The sequence below is a fragment of the Nonomuraea sp. B10E15 genome (assembly GCF_039871615.1).
Taxonomy (GTDB): domain Bacteria; phylum Actinomycetota; class Actinomycetes; order Streptosporangiales; family Streptosporangiaceae; genus Nonomuraea.
This window is the reverse complement of the sequence record NZ_JBDPMB010000001.1, coordinates 1,953,563-1,971,157: the sequence shown is the minus strand read 5'-3', so window position 1 is coordinate 1,971,157 and position 17,595 is coordinate 1,953,563. Positions and strand designations below refer to the sequence as shown.

General features: G+C 70.5%; 15 protein-coding genes. 4 read left to right on the top strand and 11 right to left on the bottom strand.

Translation table 11 applies throughout. The annotated features are described in order from the left end of the window. Nucleotides 1-116 precede the first annotated feature (116 nt). Genes ABGB14_RS08985 through ABGB14_RS08975 form a run of 3 tightly spaced genes read right to left on the bottom strand, consistent with a single transcriptional unit; the run spans nucleotide 117 to nucleotide 2,579 of the window. Nucleotides 117-938 (bottom strand): MetQ/NlpA family ABC transporter substrate-binding protein, encoded by an 822-nt coding sequence (locus ABGB14_RS08985; RefSeq protein ID WP_347643060.1) that lies wholly within the window; start codon nucleotides 936-938, stop codon nucleotides 117-119. Nucleotides 939-948: 10 nt separating this feature from the next. Beyond that, the gene (locus ABGB14_RS08980; RefSeq protein ID WP_347643059.1) at nucleotides 949-1,605 is read right to left on the bottom strand and encodes a methionine ABC transporter permease; all 657 of its coding nucleotides are present in this window, start codon (nucleotides 1,603-1,605) and stop codon (nucleotides 949-951) included. Continuing rightward, the gene (locus tag ABGB14_RS08975; RefSeq protein ID WP_347643058.1) at nucleotides 1,602-2,579 is read right to left on the bottom strand and encodes an ATP-binding cassette domain-containing protein; all 978 of its coding nucleotides are present in this window, start codon (nucleotides 2,577-2,579) and stop codon (nucleotides 1,602-1,604) included. Before ABGB14_RS08975 ends, ABGB14_RS08980 begins: the two co-directional genes overlap by 4 nt. 377 nt (nucleotides 2,580-2,956) lie before the next feature. On the opposite strand from ABGB14_RS08975, the gene ABGB14_RS08970 reads away from it, so the two are divergent. Further along, nucleotides 2,957-3,394, top strand: coding sequence for a helix-turn-helix domain-containing protein (locus ABGB14_RS08970; protein WP_347643057.1), 438 nt, complete (start codon nucleotides 2,957-2,959; stop codon nucleotides 3,392-3,394). Nucleotides 3,395-3,495: 101 nt separating this feature from the next. Here the strand turns inward: ABGB14_RS08970 and lon are convergent, their stop codons facing one another. Then, nucleotides 3,496-5,853: an endopeptidase La gene (gene lon, locus ABGB14_RS08965; protein WP_347643056.1), complete on the bottom strand. Its 2,358-nt coding sequence runs from the start codon at nucleotides 5,851-5,853 to the stop codon at nucleotides 3,496-3,498. A 433-nt stretch (nucleotides 5,854-6,286) separates the two neighbouring features. Here lon and ABGB14_RS08960 point away from each other — a divergent pair, with 433 nt between their 5' ends. From ABGB14_RS08960 to ABGB14_RS08950, 3 genes are all read left to right on the top strand, one after another. Then, nucleotides 6,287-7,783 carry a histidine kinase gene (locus ABGB14_RS08960; RefSeq protein WP_347643055.1) on the top strand — a complete coding sequence of 499 codons (1,497 nt, stop codon included), beginning with the start codon at nucleotides 6,287-6,289 and terminating at the stop codon, nucleotides 7,781-7,783. Then, a complete protein-coding gene (locus tag ABGB14_RS08955; protein WP_347643054.1) occupies nucleotides 7,780-8,439 on the top strand; it encodes a response regulator transcription factor in 660 nt (219 codons plus the stop codon). Before ABGB14_RS08960 ends, ABGB14_RS08955 begins: the two co-directional genes overlap by 4 nt. A 79-nt stretch (nucleotides 8,440-8,518) precedes the next feature. After that, the gene (locus ABGB14_RS08950) at nucleotides 8,519-9,880 is read left to right on the top strand and encodes a phenylacetate--CoA ligase family protein (protein WP_347643053.1); all 1,362 of its coding nucleotides are present in this window, start codon (nucleotides 8,519-8,521) and stop codon (nucleotides 9,878-9,880) included. On the opposite strand, the gene ABGB14_RS08945 is transcribed toward ABGB14_RS08950, so the two are convergent. Genes ABGB14_RS08945 through ABGB14_RS08915 form a run of 7 tightly spaced genes read right to left on the bottom strand, consistent with a single transcriptional unit; the run spans nucleotide 9,877 to nucleotide 17,499 of the window. Continuing rightward, nucleotides 9,877-10,869, bottom strand: a complete 993-nt coding sequence (locus ABGB14_RS08945) for an Lrp/AsnC family transcriptional regulator (protein ID WP_347643052.1) — start codon at nucleotides 10,867-10,869, stop codon at nucleotides 9,877-9,879. The two genes, ABGB14_RS08950 and ABGB14_RS08945, sit on opposite strands and share 4 nt — an antisense overlap. 19 nt (nucleotides 10,870-10,888) lie before the next feature. Then, nucleotides 10,889-11,728, bottom strand: coding sequence for an alpha/beta hydrolase (locus ABGB14_RS08940; RefSeq protein ID WP_347643051.1), 840 nt, complete (start codon nucleotides 11,726-11,728; stop codon nucleotides 10,889-10,891). 10 nt (nucleotides 11,729-11,738) lie between these two features. Beyond that, the gene (locus tag ABGB14_RS08935; RefSeq protein WP_347643050.1) at nucleotides 11,739-12,908 is read right to left on the bottom strand and encodes a Xaa-Pro peptidase family protein; all 1,170 of its coding nucleotides are present in this window, start codon (nucleotides 12,906-12,908) and stop codon (nucleotides 11,739-11,741) included. Next, a complete protein-coding gene (locus ABGB14_RS08930) occupies nucleotides 12,905-13,753 on the bottom strand; it encodes an ABC transporter permease (RefSeq protein ID WP_347643049.1) in 849 nt (282 codons plus the stop codon). The genes ABGB14_RS08935 and ABGB14_RS08930 overlap by 4 nt, the downstream gene beginning before the upstream one ends. Then, a complete protein-coding gene (locus ABGB14_RS08925; protein ID WP_347643048.1) occupies nucleotides 13,750-14,703 on the bottom strand; it encodes an ABC transporter permease in 954 nt (317 codons plus the stop codon). Before ABGB14_RS08925 ends, ABGB14_RS08930 begins: the two co-directional genes overlap by 4 nt. 4 nt (nucleotides 14,704-14,707) lie before the next feature. Beyond that, nucleotides 14,708-16,291, bottom strand: coding sequence for an ABC transporter substrate-binding protein (locus ABGB14_RS08920; protein ID WP_347643047.1), 1,584 nt, complete (start codon nucleotides 16,289-16,291; stop codon nucleotides 14,708-14,710). Continuing rightward, nucleotides 16,291-17,499: a membrane dipeptidase gene (locus ABGB14_RS08915; RefSeq protein WP_347643046.1), complete on the bottom strand. Its 1,209-nt coding sequence runs from the start codon at nucleotides 17,497-17,499 to the stop codon at nucleotides 16,291-16,293. Before ABGB14_RS08915 ends, ABGB14_RS08920 begins: the two co-directional genes overlap by 1 nt. Nucleotides 17,500-17,595: the final 96 nt, after the last annotated feature.

The following is a 17,595-nucleotide window of genomic DNA, read 5'->3' as shown; positions in this document are numbered from 1 at the left end:
GGTTTTGCTGACCCTGTTTTAATACGCCCGGCGGATTGCGCGCCGCTTACAAATGACTTGCCACCGCAATGGCATTGATCACCCGTTATTCCCGGCCGTCACACGCGTTCTCGATATCATTCTGCGGGAATCACCGAGCCGGCGTACTTCTGCTGGATGAAATCCTTGACCCGCTGGTCCCGCAGCAGCTTGCCGAGGGTCACGATGCTCGCGTCCTTCTCGTGGCCCGCCCGCACGACCAGGCCGTTGACGTACGGGTTGCCCTCGCCCTTCTCCAGCACCAGCGCCTGCGACGCGGGCTTGAGCCCGGCCTCGATCGCGTAGTTGCCGTTGATCACCGCGGCGTCGACGTCCTCCAGCGAGCGCGGGAGCTGCGCCGCCTCCAGCGGCTGGAAGCGCAGGTTCTTCGGGTTCTCCGTCACGTCGCGCTCGGTGGCGGCGGTGCCCGCGCCGTCCCTCAGCTTGACCATGCCGTGGTCGGCCAGCAGCTTGAGCGCGCGGCCCAGGTTGGTGGCGTCGTTCGGGACGGCGACCGTGGCGCCCGCCGGCAGCGCCTGCGGCTCGGTGATCTTCTTCGAGTACAGGCCGAGCGGCTCCAGGTGGACCGGCGCGGCGAAGGCCAGCTCGGTGCCCTTGGAGGAGTTGAAGTCGTCGAGGTACGGCTTGTGCTGGAAGTAGTTCGCGGTCAGCAGGCCCTCGTCGAGCTGCGTGTTCGGCTGCACGTAGTCGGTGAACTCCACGACCTCCAGCTTGAGGCCGGCGGCCGGGGCCAGGTTCTCCTTGACGAAGCCGAGGATCTCGGCGTGCGGCACCGGGCTGGCGCCGATCTTGAGCACGCTGTCGGCCGACTCGGCTTCCTTCGTGGCGGACTGCGACGTACCGCATGCGGCGAGCGACAACGCCAGCGCAACCGCACCCACAATGCGACCAAATTTCATGATTCTTTCCTTACTTGTGCGATAGGCGCCTGGCGACCCAGTCGCCCAGGCTCTGCAGGAGTTGCACGATCACGATGAGCACCACGACGGTGACGATCATCACCAGCGTCTCGAACCGCTGGTAGCCGTACCGGATGGCCAGGTCGCCCAGCCCGCCGCCGCCGATCGTGCCGGCCATGGCGGAGTAGCCGATGAGCGCGACCACGGTCACGGTCAGGCCCGCCACGAGTCCGGGCAGCGCCTCGGGCAGCAGCACCTTGCGCACGATCGCCGCGCGGCCGGCGCCCATGGCCTGGGCGGCCTGGACGACGTCCGTACCGACTTCCCTGAGGGCCGTCTCGACCAGCCGCGCGAAGAACGGCACCGCACCGACCGTGAGCGGCACCACCACGGCGGCGGTGCCGATCGTGGTGCCGACGACGAGGCGGGTGAACGGGATGATCGCGATCATCAGCACGATGAACGGCAGCGAGCGCCCGATGTTGACCACGAACCCGAGCGCCTGCTTCAGCGCCGGCATCGGCCGGAGCCCGCCGCGGTCGAACACCACGAGCGCCACGCCGAGCGGCAGCCCGAACAGCACGGTGAACAACGTCGACCAGCCGACCATCTGCGCCGTCTCCACCGTCGCCGGCCACAGCAGGGGCAGCATCTCCTCCCAGGTCATGCGGCCCTGCCTTCCCGGGTCTCCCCCGCGACCTCGACGATCAGCCCGCAGTCACGCAGGTACGCCAGCGCCGCACCGGTCTCGGCTCCGTCGAGCGCGACGCGCAGCCGCCCGGCCGATCCGCTCGCCAGTTCCTCGATCGAGCCGCCCAGGATGCTGACGTCCACGTCGAACTTCCGCACGACCTCCGACACGACCGGCCGGCCCGGGTCACCGGTGAACGTCAGCGTCACCACGCCGGGCCGGGCGGGCTCGGGCAGCGGGAAGATCTCCCTGGTCAGGCGGGAACCCGGCGTCCTGATGAGGTCGGCGACGGCCCCCGACTCCTCGATGCGTCCCTCCGACATGATGGCGACGGAGTCGCAGACCGTCTTGACGACGTCCATCTCGTGAGTGATGAGCAGGATCGTCAGGCCCAGCTCGGTGTTGAGCCGCTTGAGCAGGGCGAGGATCGACTGGGTGGTGGCCGGGTCGAGGGCGGAGGTGGCCTCGTCCGACAGCAGCACCGACGGGTTTCCCGCCAGCGCCCTCGCGATGCCGACCCGCTGCTTCTGCCCCCCGGAGAGCTGGTGGGGGCGGTCCTTGCCGCGCCCGTCCAGCCCCACGAGGGCCAGCAGTTCGGCGACCCTGCGCCGGCGCTCGGCCCGCGGCACGCCCATGACCTCCAGCGGGAAGGCGACGTTGCCGGCGACCGTGCGCGAGGAGAGCAGCGCGAAGTGCTGGTGGATCATGCCGATGCGCTGCCTGGCCCGGTTCAGCTCGCCGTCGCCGAGCGCGGTCAGATCCTGGCCCGCGACCGTGACGGTGCCCGCGGTGGGGCGTTCGAGCAGGTTGACGCAGCGCAGCAGCGTGCTCTTGCCCGCGCCGCTCTGGCCGAGCACGCCGTGGATCTCGCCTTCGCGCACGTGCAGGTCGACACCGTCCAGGGCGACGGTCTCGCCATAGTGTTTGCGCAGGCCTGAAGCCTGGATCACGGATCATCCCCACCACTGAGGGCGGCCGTCGTCGGGGCCGCGGAAACGTACAGGATCGAACAGCAGGTGGCCGGCGTTCAGCGCATGCCCGGGTGGAAGGGCAGGTGGCTCAGCCTGCGCAGCACGAAACCTGGTGTGATCATGAGGACGTTCGAGGAGAACGGGCGGACGGGGTGCTCTAACGGGCCGGCATTCGCCCCATACGCATGCGACAACACGAGGCGCCCCGGCGGGCGCCCTGGTCGTTCGCGTATGCCTCGTTCACGCGGTTGCTAACGACGCGGCGAGATGCCCCCATTCCCCGGTCGGCGCGTGATTCGTGTCACTTCGCGATTTATATCGCTGGAGATGCATCGGTAGCGATGTAATGTCCTGCCATGGTCATGAACACCGCGAGACTGCGCAGGCTGGGGCGGCGGCTGGTGGAGCTGTCGATGTCGACGGGCGACGAGGGAGAGCCGATGTTCACCCCCGGGGAGGAGGCGGTCTTCGAGGACGTCCTGCGCCATCCGGGGAGCACGGTCGGCGAGATCCACGCCCGCACGGGATTCGCCCAGAGCCACGTGTCGGCCTCGGTCGCCCGGATGCGCGAGCGCGACCTGCTGGCCACCGAACCCGACCCGGACGACGGCCGGCGCACCCGGGTGCGCGTCCCCGACACCACCGTGCAGGCGTTGTTCCGCCGGGCCACCACACCCGTGGCGGAGGTGGTACGCCGGGCCGTACCGGACGGGGAGGACGCCGAACGCGCGGTCTCGCTCCTGACGCAGCTGGAGGCCCTGCTGGTGACGGACGGCTCACACGGCCGGGACTGACACTCCCCGGCCAGGGCCGGGTACGACATCCCGCCGCCGAACGGGCGCAGACACGCCGCCCGCCGTACCCGGACATGTTCGGATACGGCGGGCGGTGGGGGTCAGGCCGCCACGGAGGAGGCGACCTGAGCCGGGGTGAGCGCGAGATCCAGGACCTCGCGCACGTCGCTGACCGCGTGGATGGTCAGCTCGTCGCGGACCTCCTCGGGCACGTCGTCCAGGTCCGGCTCGTTACGGGCCGGGATGAGGACGGTGGTGATGCCCGCGCGGTGCGCGGCCAGCAGCTTCTGCTTGACGCCGCCGATCGGCAGCACCCGCCCCGTCAGCGAGATCTCGCCGGTCATGGCCACGTCACCGCGGACGAGCCGCCCCGACAGGAGCGAGGCCAGCGCGGTCGTCAGCGTCACACCGGCCGAGGGGCCGTCCTTGGGGACGGCACCCGCGGGGAAGTGCACGTGGACCGAACGGTCCTTCAGCGCGGTGACCGGCAGCTCCAGCTCCGCGCCGTGCGAGCGCAGGTAGGACAGCGCGATCCGGGCCGACTCCTTCATCACGTCGCCCAGCTGGCCGGTCAGCGTGAGGCCGGTCTCGCCGGTCTCCGGGTCGGCCATCGACGCCTCCACGTAGAGCACGTCGCCGCCGGCGCCGGTGACCGCCAGGCCGGTGGCCACACCCGGCACCGAGGTGCGCTGGCGGGACTCGGGCAGTGACGACTCCGGCACGAACCTCGGCCGCCCGATGTAGCCGACCAGGTCGTCCTCGCCGACCGTGACGGGCAGCTCGTCCTTGGCGGTCACCTTGCGCAGGATCCTCGCGACCGACCGCTCCAGGGAGCGCACGCCGGCCTCGCGGGTGTATTCGGCGGCCAGCCTGCGCAGCGCCGCCTCCTCGACCGTGACCTCCTCGGCGGTCAGCCCGGCCAGCTCCAGCTGCCTGGGCAGCAGGTGGTCGCGGGCGATCGCGACCTTCTCGTCCTCGGTGTAGCCGTCGAGCGTGACGACCTCCATCCGGTCCAGCAGCGGCCCGGGGATGGCCTCCAGGACGTTGGCCGTGGCCAGGAACAGCACGTCGGACAGGTCGAGCTCGACTTCGAGGTAGTGGTCGCGGAACGTGTGGTTCTGGGCCGGGTCGAGCACCTCGAGCAGGGCGGCCGTGGGGTCGCCGCGGTAGTCGGCGCCGACCTTGTCGACCTCGTCGAGCAGGACGACGGGGTTCATCGAGCCGGCCTCGCGGATCGCGCGGACGATGCGGCCGGGCAGCGCGCCGACGTAGGTGCGCCGGTGACCGCGGATCTCCGCCTCGTCACGCACGCCGCCGAGCGCGACGCGGACGAACTTGCGCCCCATCGCCCGGGCCACGGACTCGCCCAGCGAGGTCTTGCCGACTCCGGGAGGACCGGCCAGCGCGAGCACAGCGCCGCTGCGGCGGCCGCCCACCACGCCGAGACCCTTGTCCTGGCGGCGCTTGCGCACGGCCAGGTGCTCGATGATGCGGTCCTTCACGTCGGACAGGCCCGTGTGGTCGGTGTCGAGCACGGCCCGTGCGCCTGCGATGTCGTAGGTGTCCTCGGTGCGGTCGTTCCACGGGATGTCGAGGATCGTGTCGAGCCACGTGCGGATCCAGCCGGTCTCCGGGGACTGGTCGGGCGTCCGCTCCAGCTTGTCGACCTCCTTGACCGCGGCCTCGCGCACCTTCTCCGGCAGGTCGGCCGCCTCGACGCGGGCGCGGTAGTCCTCCTCCTCGGTCTCGGAGTCGCCGTTGAGCTCCTTCAGCTCCTTCCGCACCGCGTCGAGCTGCTGGCGCAGCAAAAACTCGCGCTGCTGCTTCTCCATGCCCTCCTGGACGTCCTTGCGGATCGTCTCGGCGACGTCGAGCTCGGCGAGGTGCTCGCGCGACCACTCGACCAGCTTGGCCAGCCGGTCGGCGGGATCGGCGGCCTCGAGCAGCTCGACCTTCTGCGCCCTGCTCAGCCAGGGGGTGTAGCCGGAGCTGTCGGCCAGCACCGAGGGGTCGTCGATCTGGTTGACCTGGTCGACCACCTGCCAGGCCCCGCGCTTCTGCAGGATCGTCGTGGCCAGCGCTTTGTACTCCCTGGCCAGCTCCTGGGCGCGCTCGCCGGCGGCGACGGCGTCGATCGTGTCGGCCTCGACCCACAACGCGGCGCCGGGGCCTGTCGTGCCGGTGCCCACGCGGACGCGGTCGACGCCGCGCACCACGGCTGCGGGCTCGCCGCCCGGAAGCCTCCCGACCTGCTCGACCACCGCGCGCACGCCGATGGCGCCGTAACGGCCGTCGATGCGGGGAACGAGGAGGACCCGCGGCTTGTTGCCACCGGATGCACGGGCCGCGTCTATGGCAGCGCGCACGTCGGAGTCGGACAGGTCCAGCGGAACCACCATGCCCGGCAGGACGACCTCGTCGTCGAGCGGCAGGACCGGAAGGATCAAGCTCTCACTCATGCGAACTCCAAAGGGTTGAGTACATCCGACTCAATTCATCGGAGCCTCGGATTGTTCCCTTCCTTGCCGATGTTCGCTCACGGCGATCGTAAGCATGTAATCGGATACCTGAGGGCGACAGCGGGATCAACCCCTGGTGTGACGCGGCCGACGACGACCCGACCGTAAGCTTGACCAGGTGATCTCCGTCCGACGCGCCCGCGACCTCGCCCGCCGGCGTCCCGGCCGTTCCCGCGCGGCCTCCGGCGAGGCAGCCGACCGCACGACCGGCGCCGGACCAGCGACGGAACCCGCGACGATGCCCGCGACGATGCCTTCGACGTTCGCGACGGAACCCACGACGGAACCCACGACAGAGCCCACGACAGAGCCCACGACAGAGCCCACGACGGAGCCCGTGGCAGGGCCCGGCGGAGCTCCTGGCGCCCCGTCCGTGACAGGTCCGCGCGCCGCGCCCGGCGACGAGCACGTCAAGGGTGACTCGCCACGGTGGAGCGACGGGCCGGCGAGCGATGTGGCGCTGAGGCTGGTGCGGCCCTTCGCGCGAGCCCTGTGGCAGGGTGACGCCGACCCGCCACCGTCCCCCCGCCGCCTGGTCTTCACCGTGCCGCGCTGGCTGGCGGTGCTCGTGCCGCTGAGGACGGTCAACCTCCTCCAGCTGGCCGAGCTGGCGCTGGCCTTCGCCCTGTTCGGGGTGACCCAGTCCATGGTGAACGACTGGAGTCTCCGGGCCCGGCTGCCGGTCGGCGAGCAGCTCACCTACCTCACCGCTGTGGCGGTCGCGTTGCCCGTGGTGCTGCGCGACCGGTGGCCGCTGGCCGCGTGGCGGGTCGCCTTCGTGTCGATGCCTCTCGTCCTCTGGGTGGCCAAGACGGCCGGGCCGCCAGGAGCCATCCCCTACGCGCCCCCCGTGATCGTGGCCTACCTGCTGGTCCTCTACTCCGTGGCCGTGCGCTGCGACCGGCAGATCACCTGGGTCGTCTGGATCCTCACGGTCCTCACCGCCTGGATCGCCGACCCCAACTCGATGCCGCTCGTATCGGTCGTCACGGCCGTCGCGGTGCTGTTCGGCTACAACGTACGAGTCAGGCGCTCGGCCACGGCCAAGCTCGTGGTCGAGGAGCTCCGCTCCCAGGTCGCCGAGAGCGCCAAGGCCGTGCTGGCCGAGCGCACCCGCATCGCCCGCGAGCTGCACGACGTGGTCGCGCACCACATGTCGGTGATCGCGATCCAGGCGGAGGCGGTGCCGCTCAAGGCGGCCGGCGACCCGGTGCAGCTGGAGGCGGGCCTGGCCGAGATCCGCGGGTTGTCGCTGGAGGCGATCGCGGAGCTGCGCCAGGTCCTCGGCGTGCTGCGCGACCAGGACGGCCGCACCGACACCGCGCCCCAGCCGGGGCTCGACCGGATCGACGAGCTGTTCTCCAACGCCCGCGCCGCCGGGCTGGCCGTGCTCGTCAAGCGGTCGGGCCCGATCGACGGGCTCCCGCCCGCCGTTGAGCTGTCGGCGTACCGGATCGTGCAGGAGTCGCTGAGCAACGTGATGCGGCACGCGCCGGGAGCGCCCGTCGCGGTGGACATCACCCGCGACGGGAACGAGTTGCGGTTGTGCGTGGCCAACGGTCCGGGCAGCGGCCCCGGCGGCGCCGCGGGCACCGGCGGCTCCGGCGCCCCTGCTGATGTCCCTGCTGATGTCCCTGCTGATGTCCCTGCCGACGTCCCGCACGAGGCTTCCCGCAACGGGGCACGTCGGGCGGGCGGCGGGGCCGCTCGCGGGCCAGGCCAGGACGCGGCGCGCGGTGCGGGGCAAGGGCTCGTGGGGATGCGGGAACGGGCGGCGTTGCTCGGGGGCTCGCTCGACGCCGGGCCCGTGTCCGGTGGAGGCTTCGAGGTACGCGCAGTGCTGCCGATCGTGACGAGGGAGAACGCTTGATCCGGGTTCTGATCGCCGACGACCAGGGGATGGTGCGCACGGGGTTCACCGTGTTCCTGAGCGGCCAGCCGGACATCGAGGTCGCCGGCGAGGCGGCCGACGGGCGGGAGGCCGTGGATCGGGCCGCCGAGCTCGATCCCGACGTGGTGCTCATGGACGTGCGCATGCCGGTCATGAACGGTCTCGAGGCCACCAGGGAGATCCTCGCCCGCCAGGAGTCGACGAAGGTGCTCATCCTGACGACGTTCGACCTCGACGACTACGTCTACGAAGCGTTGCGGGCGGGAGCCAGCGGGTTCCTGCTCAAGGACGCCTCGGCCGCGCAGCTCGCGGAGGCGGTGCGGGTGGTGGCGGGTGGGGAGGCGCTCATCGCCCCGTCGATCACCAAGCGGCTCATCCGCGAGTTCGCCCGGCTCGGCGGTCCACGGCCGGTGCCGGGCGGGCGGCGGCTCGACGAGCTGACCGAGCGGGAGACGGAGGTGCTCGCCCTGGTCGCCCAGGCACTGTCCAACCAGGAGATCGCCGCCAAGCTGTTCGTGGCCGAGCAGACGGTCAAGACGCATGTGGGGCGGGTGCTGATGAAGCTCGGGCTGCGCGACCGGGCCCAGGCGATCGTCTTCGCCTACGAGACGGGGCTGGTCCGCCCCGGCGAATGAGACGCTCACGGCGGCCACCACCGGGTAGGCACCGGGTGTGGGCGTTTCGTTGGGGGCGGGTTCGCCGTAGAGTCGGCTGATGGACCCGGTTGCGCTCTTCCAGCAGGTGGCGGCGAGCGTTCCCGCCTATCGCGCCTTTCTGGCGGAGAACTCCATCGATCCCGGGAAGATCCGTACGTCTCAGGACTTCGCGCGGCTGCCGATGACGACCAAGGAGACCTACACGCGTCGCCATCCCCTCCCTGACCTGTGCAGGGACGGCGTGATCGGGGACATCGTGGCGGTGTCGTCCGGTTCCACCGGCGAGCCGTCGTTCTGGCCGAGGTCGGCGGCCGACGAGCAGGTGATCGCCGCCCGCTTCGAGGAGGTCTTCAGAAACTCGTTCGCCGCCCATGAACGCCGCACGCTGGCCGTCGTCTGCTTCGCCCTCGGCACCTGGGTGGGCGGCCTGTTCACGGTCGACTGCTGCCGCCAGCTGGCCGCGCGCGGCTACCCGATCACCGTGGTCGCCCCAGGGACCGACCGGAGGGAGATCCTGCGCGTCCTGCCGGAGCTCGCCCCCCACTTCGACCAGGTCGTGCTGCTCGGCTACCCGCCGTTCCTCAAGAACGTCATCGACACCGAGGACCTTCCGTGGCACCGCTGGAACGTCAGGCTGGTCACGGCGGGCGAGGTGTTCAGCGAGGAGTGGCGCGCGCTGGTCGCCGGTCGGGCGGGGATCGAGGACCCGGTACGCGGCATCGCCTCCCTCTACGGCACCGCCGACGCGGGCGTGCTGGGCAACGAGACCCCGCTGTCGGTCGAGATCCGCCGGTTCCTGTCCGCCCGTCCCGACGCCGCCAGGGAGCTCTTCCGCGAGTCGCGGCTGCCGACCCTCGTCCAGTACGACCCCGAGGTCCGGTTCTTCGAGGAGCACCAGGGCACGCTGCTGTTCTCGGGCGACAACGGGGTCCCGCTGATCCGCTACCACATCGCCGACGAGGGCGGGCTGGTCGCGTACGACGAGATGCTGGCCTTCGTCCGCAGGCACGGCTTCGAGCCGGCCGCGCGCGGCCCCGAGCGCCCGTTCGTGTACGTGTTCGGCCGCAGCCACTTCACCGTCTCCTACTACGGCGCCAACGTCTTCCCTGAGAACATCGCGATCGGCCTGGAGCAGCCCGCGATCAGCGGCCGGGTGACGGGCAAGTTCGTGCTGGAGGCGAGCGAGGACGCCGACCGCGACCGGCATCTCACGGTGACGGTGGAGCTGATGCCGGGCGAGAAGCCATCGGAGGAGATCGCCCGGGCGGCGGGCGAGTCGATCCTGGCGCAGTTGCTCCGGCTGAACAGCGAGTTCGCCCACTACGTGCCCGCCGCGCGGCAGCCGCCGTTCATCCGCCTTCGCGAGTCGGGCGATCCGGAGTATTTCCCGCCGGGCGCCAAGCACCGCTACACCCGCTAGGCGGTCAGGGCGGCGGCGATGCGGTCTTCCGCCCACGGCACCATGAGGAAGCCGCGCTTGACGGTCAGCACCTGCACGCCGGCCGTCCAGGAGTGGATGCCGGGGATCGAGGCCAGCGTGCGGGAGGTGAAGCGGTGGATGTCGGCGGTGGTCGGGACGATCACCTCGCACACGAGCGAGGCCTGCCCCAGCATGGAGGCGATCATCCGCACGCCGCGCTCGCCGGACAGCCGTTCGGCCACGCTGTCCTGCAGGCTGGGCTCGACCGACAGCCAGAAGAGGATCTCGGCCTCGTAGCCGAGCGCGGCGGCCGGAATGAACGTGGTCACCATGGCGCAGCCGCATTCCAGCAGGCTCTCCAGCCGCCGCCTGGCGGTGCTCTCGCTGATGCCCAGGCGCCGCCCGACCGACTGGAAGCTGGCCCGCCCGTCCTCCCGCATCGCGGCCAGCACCTCGCGGTCGACGTCGTCGAGGTGGCAGCGCCCGCACGTCCGGGCGCGCGGCGGCACCGCGAACGACGCCGCCTGCTCCCCCAGCACGGGGACGCTCCAGTCGTAGCTGACCTTGTACGTGTGCAGCACCAGGTCGGCGCTGCTCTGCTGGGCGCCGGGGATGGCGTGCACGAATTCGACCAGCATCGAGTAGAGGTCGCGGTCCTTGGGCGCGACCAGCTCGAAGACGATGTCGTAGCCACCGGTGACGATGGTGACGTAGCGGACGTCGGGGTTGGCCGCGAGCAGCCCGGCGACCCGCAACTGGCTGCCGGGCGCGCAGGTGAGCCGGACGATGAAGGTGTTGACAGGACCGTCGCACTCCAGGTGCGGCAGCACGGCCACGCGGGCCAGCCCAGCCGCGAACAGCTGCTGGGCCCGCCGCGCCACCGTGGTGGTGGAGATGCCGAGCAGCTGGGCGATGTCGGTCCAGCTGGCCCTGCCGTTCACGTGCAGCGCGGCGAGGATCTTGCGGTCGAGGTCGTCGAGATCATCCATCGGGGGCATCATCGCGCGTTCAGGACCGTTCGCGCACCTTGCGGAGGAACCCGCGGACGGTCGCCTCCCACAGTTCGGCCTCCTCGACCTGCGGCGAGTGCCCCGATCGCTCGAAGACGCGCAGCTCGGCGTCGGGGATGAGGGCGGCGATGGTCTCGCTGCACTCGACCGGGGTGATCCAGTCGTGCCTGCCGACGGTGATCAGGGCAGGGGCGGTGATGCCGGGCAGGAGATGCTTGATGTCGTAGGCGGGCTGGTTCACGGCGAACGCGTAGTTGTGCGTCTGATAGTGGTACGGCGTGGCGGCCACCCGCTGCTCCACCTTGGCCGGATCGTAGTCGTGGTCGTAGAGCGGCAGGATCTCCCGCCAGCAGTCGCGCAGGTCGTCGTCGTCGCGCACGGTGCCGGACATGATCCGGTCGAGCTTGGCCTGGTCGATGCTCACCCGGGACGAGGCGGCGGCGTTGCGGGTGGCGAGCTCCTGGTTGGCGTTGTCGGCCGAGGTGTCGCGGAGCACGACGGCGCTCACCCGGTCGGGGTGGCGGGCGGCGTACTCCATGGCGATGAAGCCGCCGTACGAACCGCCGGCGACGATCACCTGCTCGGCGCCGAGCCAGCGGCGCAGGCCTTCGACGTCGGCGACCCACTGCTCGTGGGTGAACGGGCCGGCCTGGCCGCTCGTGCCCGAGCCCCTGGCGTCGAACACGACGACGCGGTACTCGTCGGCGAGCCGCCCGAAGCTGGCCCGGGGCTCGGCGAGCGAGCCGAGGCCCGGGGCGCCGTGGTGGGCGATGATCGTCTGCTCGCCGTCGCCGAGGATCTCGACGTTGAGCGGGTTGTCGTTGATGTCGACGAACACGGGGTCCCTTTCAGATGATGACGTCGGTGAGCTCGCGCGGGTACGCCGTGAGCCGGCGCGGGCCCGTCTCGGTGACCAGGACGGTGTCGGAGATGCGGTAGCCGGCGTGGCCCGGCACGTAGACGCCGGGCTCGCTGGACAGGATCATGCCGGGGGCCAGCTCGGTCGCGTCGCCGTCGGACAACCACGGCGGCTCGTGGAAGCCGAGCCCGATGCCGTGCCCCTGCCGGTGGCGGATGTGCTCGGCCAGCCCGGCCTCCTCGATGACCCGCAGGCAGCGGCGGTTGGCCTCCTCGCAGGAGACGCCCGGGACGAGTGCCTCGGTGCCGGTCTCCTGTGCCTCGCGGACGGTCTCGTAGTAGCGGGCCTGCTGCGTCGTCGGCTCGCCGATCACGAACGTGCGCTCGCTCTCCACGAACCGGCCGCCGACGGCGCAGCCGAGCGAGAGCATGAACGTCTCCCCCTGGCGCAGCCGGTCGCCGCCGGGCAGCCGGTGCGGCTGGGCCGAGTTGGGCCCGCCGTAGACGAGGCCGCCGGTGAGCATGGGCACGACGACGACGTCCGTGTGCCTGGCGTACATGAGGGCGCTGCCGTGGGCGATGACGTGGGAGGCCAGCTCCGTCTCCGCGGGCAGGTCGCCGCCGGCCTCGACGGCCGCCCTGACCAGCTCGACGCCGGCCTCGATCATCGCGTCGGCGATGCGGGCGGCCTCCTCGTGCAGGACGATCTCCTCCGGCAGCTTGCGCAGCCGTACGCGGCCGACCGCGTTCGAGGCCCTCCACCGGGTGGCGGGGAACGCCTCGGCCAGCGCCTGGGCCCTGGCGACGCTGGTGGATGGCGCGTACGCGGCCTGGTCGTGCGCCTTCACGTGCCCGGCCAGCACCGCGAACGGCGGCCTGACGCCGGGGAACTCCGGATAGGCGACGATCTCGGCCCGCGCCCCCTGGTCCTGGGCGTACTCCCGCTCCAGGTCGGGGACGAGCAGCACGGGGTCGCCGTCGAGCGGCAGCCAGCAGGCGACCGGGCGCTCGTTCGGGAAGTGGTGGAAGCCGGTCAGGTAGGCGACGTCGAGCGGGTCGTCGAGCAGCATCGCCCCCAGCCCCTCGGCGGACATCTCGGCTCGGACCCGGCCGAGCGCGCCGGCGTAGAAGGCGTCGGGCAACTTCTGGGAGAAGGTCATGCATCGCTCCTGTGGTTGCGAGCGTCGTTGTAGGCCACGGAGAGCAGGGTCGTGGACAGCACCAGCAGCAGGATCGCCACTGACGGGAACAGGGTGGTCCACCAGGCGGAGGCCAGGGAGCCCGACTGCTGCGCCTTGTGCAGGATCGTGCCCCACGACCAGCTGTTCGGGTCGCCCAGGCCGAGGAAGGAGAGCCCTGCCTCGGCGAGCACGGCGCGGGAGGTGGTCAGCACGACCGACACGCCGACGACCGGGATGACGCCGGGCAGCAGGTGCTTGCGGACGATCCACCACGACGAGCCGCCGACGACCTTGGCCGCCGACACGAACGGCATGGGCACGATCGCCAGCGCCTGCGAGCGCACCACGCGGGCCACCTCAGGCCAGCTGAACAGCGCGATGACCACGACCAGCGTGCGCACGCTCGGCCCGGCCAGCGCCGCCACCAGGATCATCAGCGGCAGCATGGGCAGCGACAGGGACAGGTCCACCAGCACGCCGAGCGGCGTGTCGAGCCGCCTGAAGTAGGCGGCGCTGACGCCGATCAGCAGCCCGATGACGATGGCCAGCACGGACGCGCTGAGGCCGACCGCCATGCTGACCCGGGTTCCCCACACCACCTGGGCGAACACGTCCTGCCCGATGTCGTCGGTGCCGAACCAGTGCGCGGCCGACGGCGGCTGCGAGGTGTCGGCGCCGTACCCCTCGGGGAAGGGCGCGAGCAGCGGCGCGAGGAGCGCGACCAGGGCCAGCAGGATGAGCAGGGCCCCGCTGCCCATGCCGAGCGGGTTGCGGCGGAAGGCGGACCAGGTCCGCTGGCGGGGGGTGAGCTCGACCGTCGTCATGAGGTACGCACCCTGGGGTCGAGGATTCCGTAGGCCACGTCCGTGATCAGGTTGGCCACCACGACGGCGGCGGCGAGCAGCACGAACGCGCCCTGAAGGACGGGGAAGTCGAGCTGGCCGACCGCCTCGTAGACGGCCCGGCCGATGCCCGGGTAGGCGTAGATCGTCTCGGTCAGCACCGCGCCGCCGACCAGGGTGCCGAGCTGGAGTCCGGCGATCGTGGTGGTCGGCAGCAGCGCGTTGCGCAGGGCGTGCTTCCACACGACCTTGCCCGGCCTGACCCCTTTCGCCTTGGCGAGCGACACGTAGTCCTCGCCGAGCGCGTCGATGAGCGTGGTGCGCATCGTCAGGACGTAGCCGCCGAGCTGGATGAGCACCAGCGACAGGCACGGCAGCACCAGGTGGTGCAGCATGCTGAGGGTGGCGGCGAAGCCGGTGGCGTCGAGGTCGACCGCCCCGCCGATGGGGAACCAGCCGAGCCAGACGCCCAGCACGTACATGAGGAGGATGCCCACGCTCGGCACGAACAGCGACTGCGCGGTGACGCCGGTGAGCTGGATCACGCGGTCCATCCAGCCCTTGGCCCGGGTGGCGGCGAGCACGCCGAGCGGGATGCCCAGCGCGATCGTCACCGCCATGGCCGAGATCGTCAGGATCAGCGTCCACGGCAGCCGTTCCATGAGCACGCTGGTCACCGGGACCGACTGGCGGAACGACATGCCCAGGTTGCCCTGGAGGAGCTGCCCCAGATAGTTGAGGTACTGAACGCCGAGCGGCTGGTCGAGGCCGAAGTCGGCGAGCAGCTTCCTGCGCAGTTCCTCGGTCATGTTCGGGTCGGCCACGGCAAGCACCGGGTCGCCGGGCAGCAGGCGCACCAGGAAGAACGTCACCGTGACCGCGAACCAGAGGGTGAGCAGGCCGCGGGCCAGCCGGATGCCGATGAACCGCATGGGATCAGCCCGCCGGCTTCGCCGCGGCGAGGGAGAGCGGGTTCAGGATGGACAGCAGCTCGCTCGGCATCGGCTTGAACCCGGTCCACTTCGTGGAGTGGGCGATGTTGAACGTCTCCACGTACAGGACGTTGTCGTAGACCTGGTCGTGGATGATCCTGGCGGCCTCCTGGATGGGCTGCTTGGCCTCCTCCTGGGTGAGCGCCCGCTGCGCCTGGTCGATGAGGTCGTCCAGCTTGGGGTCGCTGACCTGGGCGTAGTTGATGAACCCGCCCGTCTTGAAGGCCAGGCCCAGGTTGGCGGGCGGGTTGTCCATGACCGCCCACGAGCCGGCGTAGATGTCGAAGTCCCGCTTGGCGGTCTTGTCCAGGTACGTGTTGCGCTCGAGTCCCTGCAGCTTGATCGTGATCCCGGCCTTCTTCGCCGCGTCGCGGACCATGGGGGCCCAGCGGGCGATGTTCGGGTCGGCCTGGTCGTAGATCATGTTCAGGCTCAGGTTACTCAAGCCCGCCTCGGCCAGCAGTTTCTTGGACTGCTCGGGGTCGAAGACGTACTCCTTCGACGCCGGGTCGGCGTAGTCGGGCAGCGAGGGGGTCAGCACGCTGGAGTTGGAGGACTTGGCGAAGCCCTTCAGCGCGATGTTCCTGATCGCCTCGTAGTCGACGGCGTGCGCGAGCGCCCTGCGGACGCGGACGTCGTCCAGCGGCTTGCGCTTGGTGTTGTACTGCAGGTGCGCCCAGCCCAGCGACGGGATCTGCTGGAGCTTGACCTTGGGGTCGTTCTTCAGCTCGGCCGCGGTGGCGGGCGGCAGCACGTTGCCGATGAGGTCGATCTCGCCGTTGCGCAGGGCGAGCACCTCGGTGTTCACGTCGGGGAAGACCCGGAAGACGACCTCCTTGATCGCCGGCTTGCCGGGGCCGAAGTCGTCGACGCGCTCCATGACATAACGCTGGCCGCGCTCGGCCTTCGTCAGCTTGAACGGGCCCGCGCTCACCCAGTCGGAGTCGTTGGCGAACTTCTGCACGCTGGGCGCCTTCCCGAACACGTGCTTGGGCACGATCGGCAGCCAGAAGCCGACGTTGTCCAGGAACGTCCCGTCGGGACGGCTGAGGGCGAACTCGACCTCCGTCGGCGAGACGGCCTTCGCCTTGTCCAGCGCCGTGATGAGCCCGGCGACCACGCCGAACTTCTCCTTCTGCACCGCCGTCACCGAGAACACCACGTCGTCGGCGGTGACCGGCTTGCCGTCCGACCACGTCATGTCGTCGCGCAGCTTGACCGTGGCGGTCCTGCCGTCCTCGGAGTAGGACCACTCGGTCGCCAGGTACGGGACGCGCTTGCCGGCCTCGTCCATCTGGGTCAGGTGCGGGTACATCAGGCTGGTGACCCAGGAGTCCGTACGGCTGTTGCCGACCAGCGGGTTGTAGTTGACCACGTCGGCGGTGGTGCCGATGGTCAGCCGGCCGGCCTCGGCGGGCGCGCCGGACGAGCCGGTGGACTGCGACGAGCCGGGCACGCTCGGGGCGCAGGCGGCGGTCAGCGCGACGGACAGGGCGGCCAGCGCGCCCAGGACGGTGACACGTCTCATCAGATCCAGACCTCTTCCAGCACGCGCATGACGTTGCCCCCGACCACCTTGGTGATCTCCTCGTCGGAGTAACCGTGGGTGACCAGCCAGGCGATGATGTTCCAGAAGCACTCGGCGGGGTTCTCCAGGCCGTCGACGTACGGCACCTTGTCGTAGGCGATGCCGGCGTGCGCCTCGTTGAGCGACAGGTGCTCGGCGAACGTGTCGTGCAGCCCGACGTGGTCGCCGAACAGCGTGTCGGGGCCGAACGCCACGTGGTCGATGCCGACCAGGTCCACACAGTACGTGAAGTGGTCCATGACCGACTCCAGGCTGTGGCGGGGGTGATCGGGCGACAGCGTGGTGTGCGGGGCCGCCTCGAGGCCGATCACGCCGCCGCGCTCGGCCGCGGCCTTGATGACGGAGTCGGGCTTCATGCGGTTGGTCGGCCAGACCGCGCGGGCTCCGGCGTGGGTGATGAGGATCGGCTTGGTGGAGTGGCGGATCGTGTCGAGCGAGGTCTGGTCGCCGGAGTGGGAGACGTCGATGGCGATGCCCAGCTTGTTCATGCGGCGCACGGCCTTCTCGCCGAACAGGGTCAGGCCGCCGTCGCCGCGCTCCTTCAGGCCGCTGCCCAGGGTGTTGGCCTCGCTGTAGGCGATGCCCATCTGCCGTACTCCGAAGCCGTACAGCATGTCGATCCTGTCGACCTCGTTCTCGATCATGGTGGCGGCCTCGAGGGCGAGCACGAGGCCGATGCGGCCGCTCGCGTGCGCCTCGTGCACGTCGGCCAGGCGCTCGACCTTGATGACGTAGTCCTGGTGGGCGAGGTCCGACAGGCGCATGCCGATGTCGGCGACCACGTCGTTCCACTTCCAGCCGGCCTGGCTGGTGATACAGCAGGTGCCGTCCATGAGGTTGTCGAAGACGACGGTCATGCCGGAGCGGGCCAGGCCCGCGTACCCGGTGTGGTGGCGGGCGGTGCGGTTGTAGTCGACCGTCTGGCGGATGTCGTCGGGGAAGACCGAGGGGTGGTCGTGCAGGGAGACGACCAGGTTGTCGGTCAGCAGACGGCGGACGCGTTCCGACTGCTCGGTGGTGAGCTCGGGCCCTTCGTACGCGGGGACCCGGCCGAGTTCGGGCGCCAGGTCGAACACGCGGTAGTCGGTGCCCGCCTCCAGGTATTCGTAGGAACGGTAGCCCTTGTAGCTCTTCGCGGCTTCCAGCACTTGGTATCCCCTCTTGTCCGATTGCCGGAAGTTTGCCAGGATCAGGCGCATAAGACAACATCGATGGTGAATTTCGGCGTCAGAGAAGAGTCATAC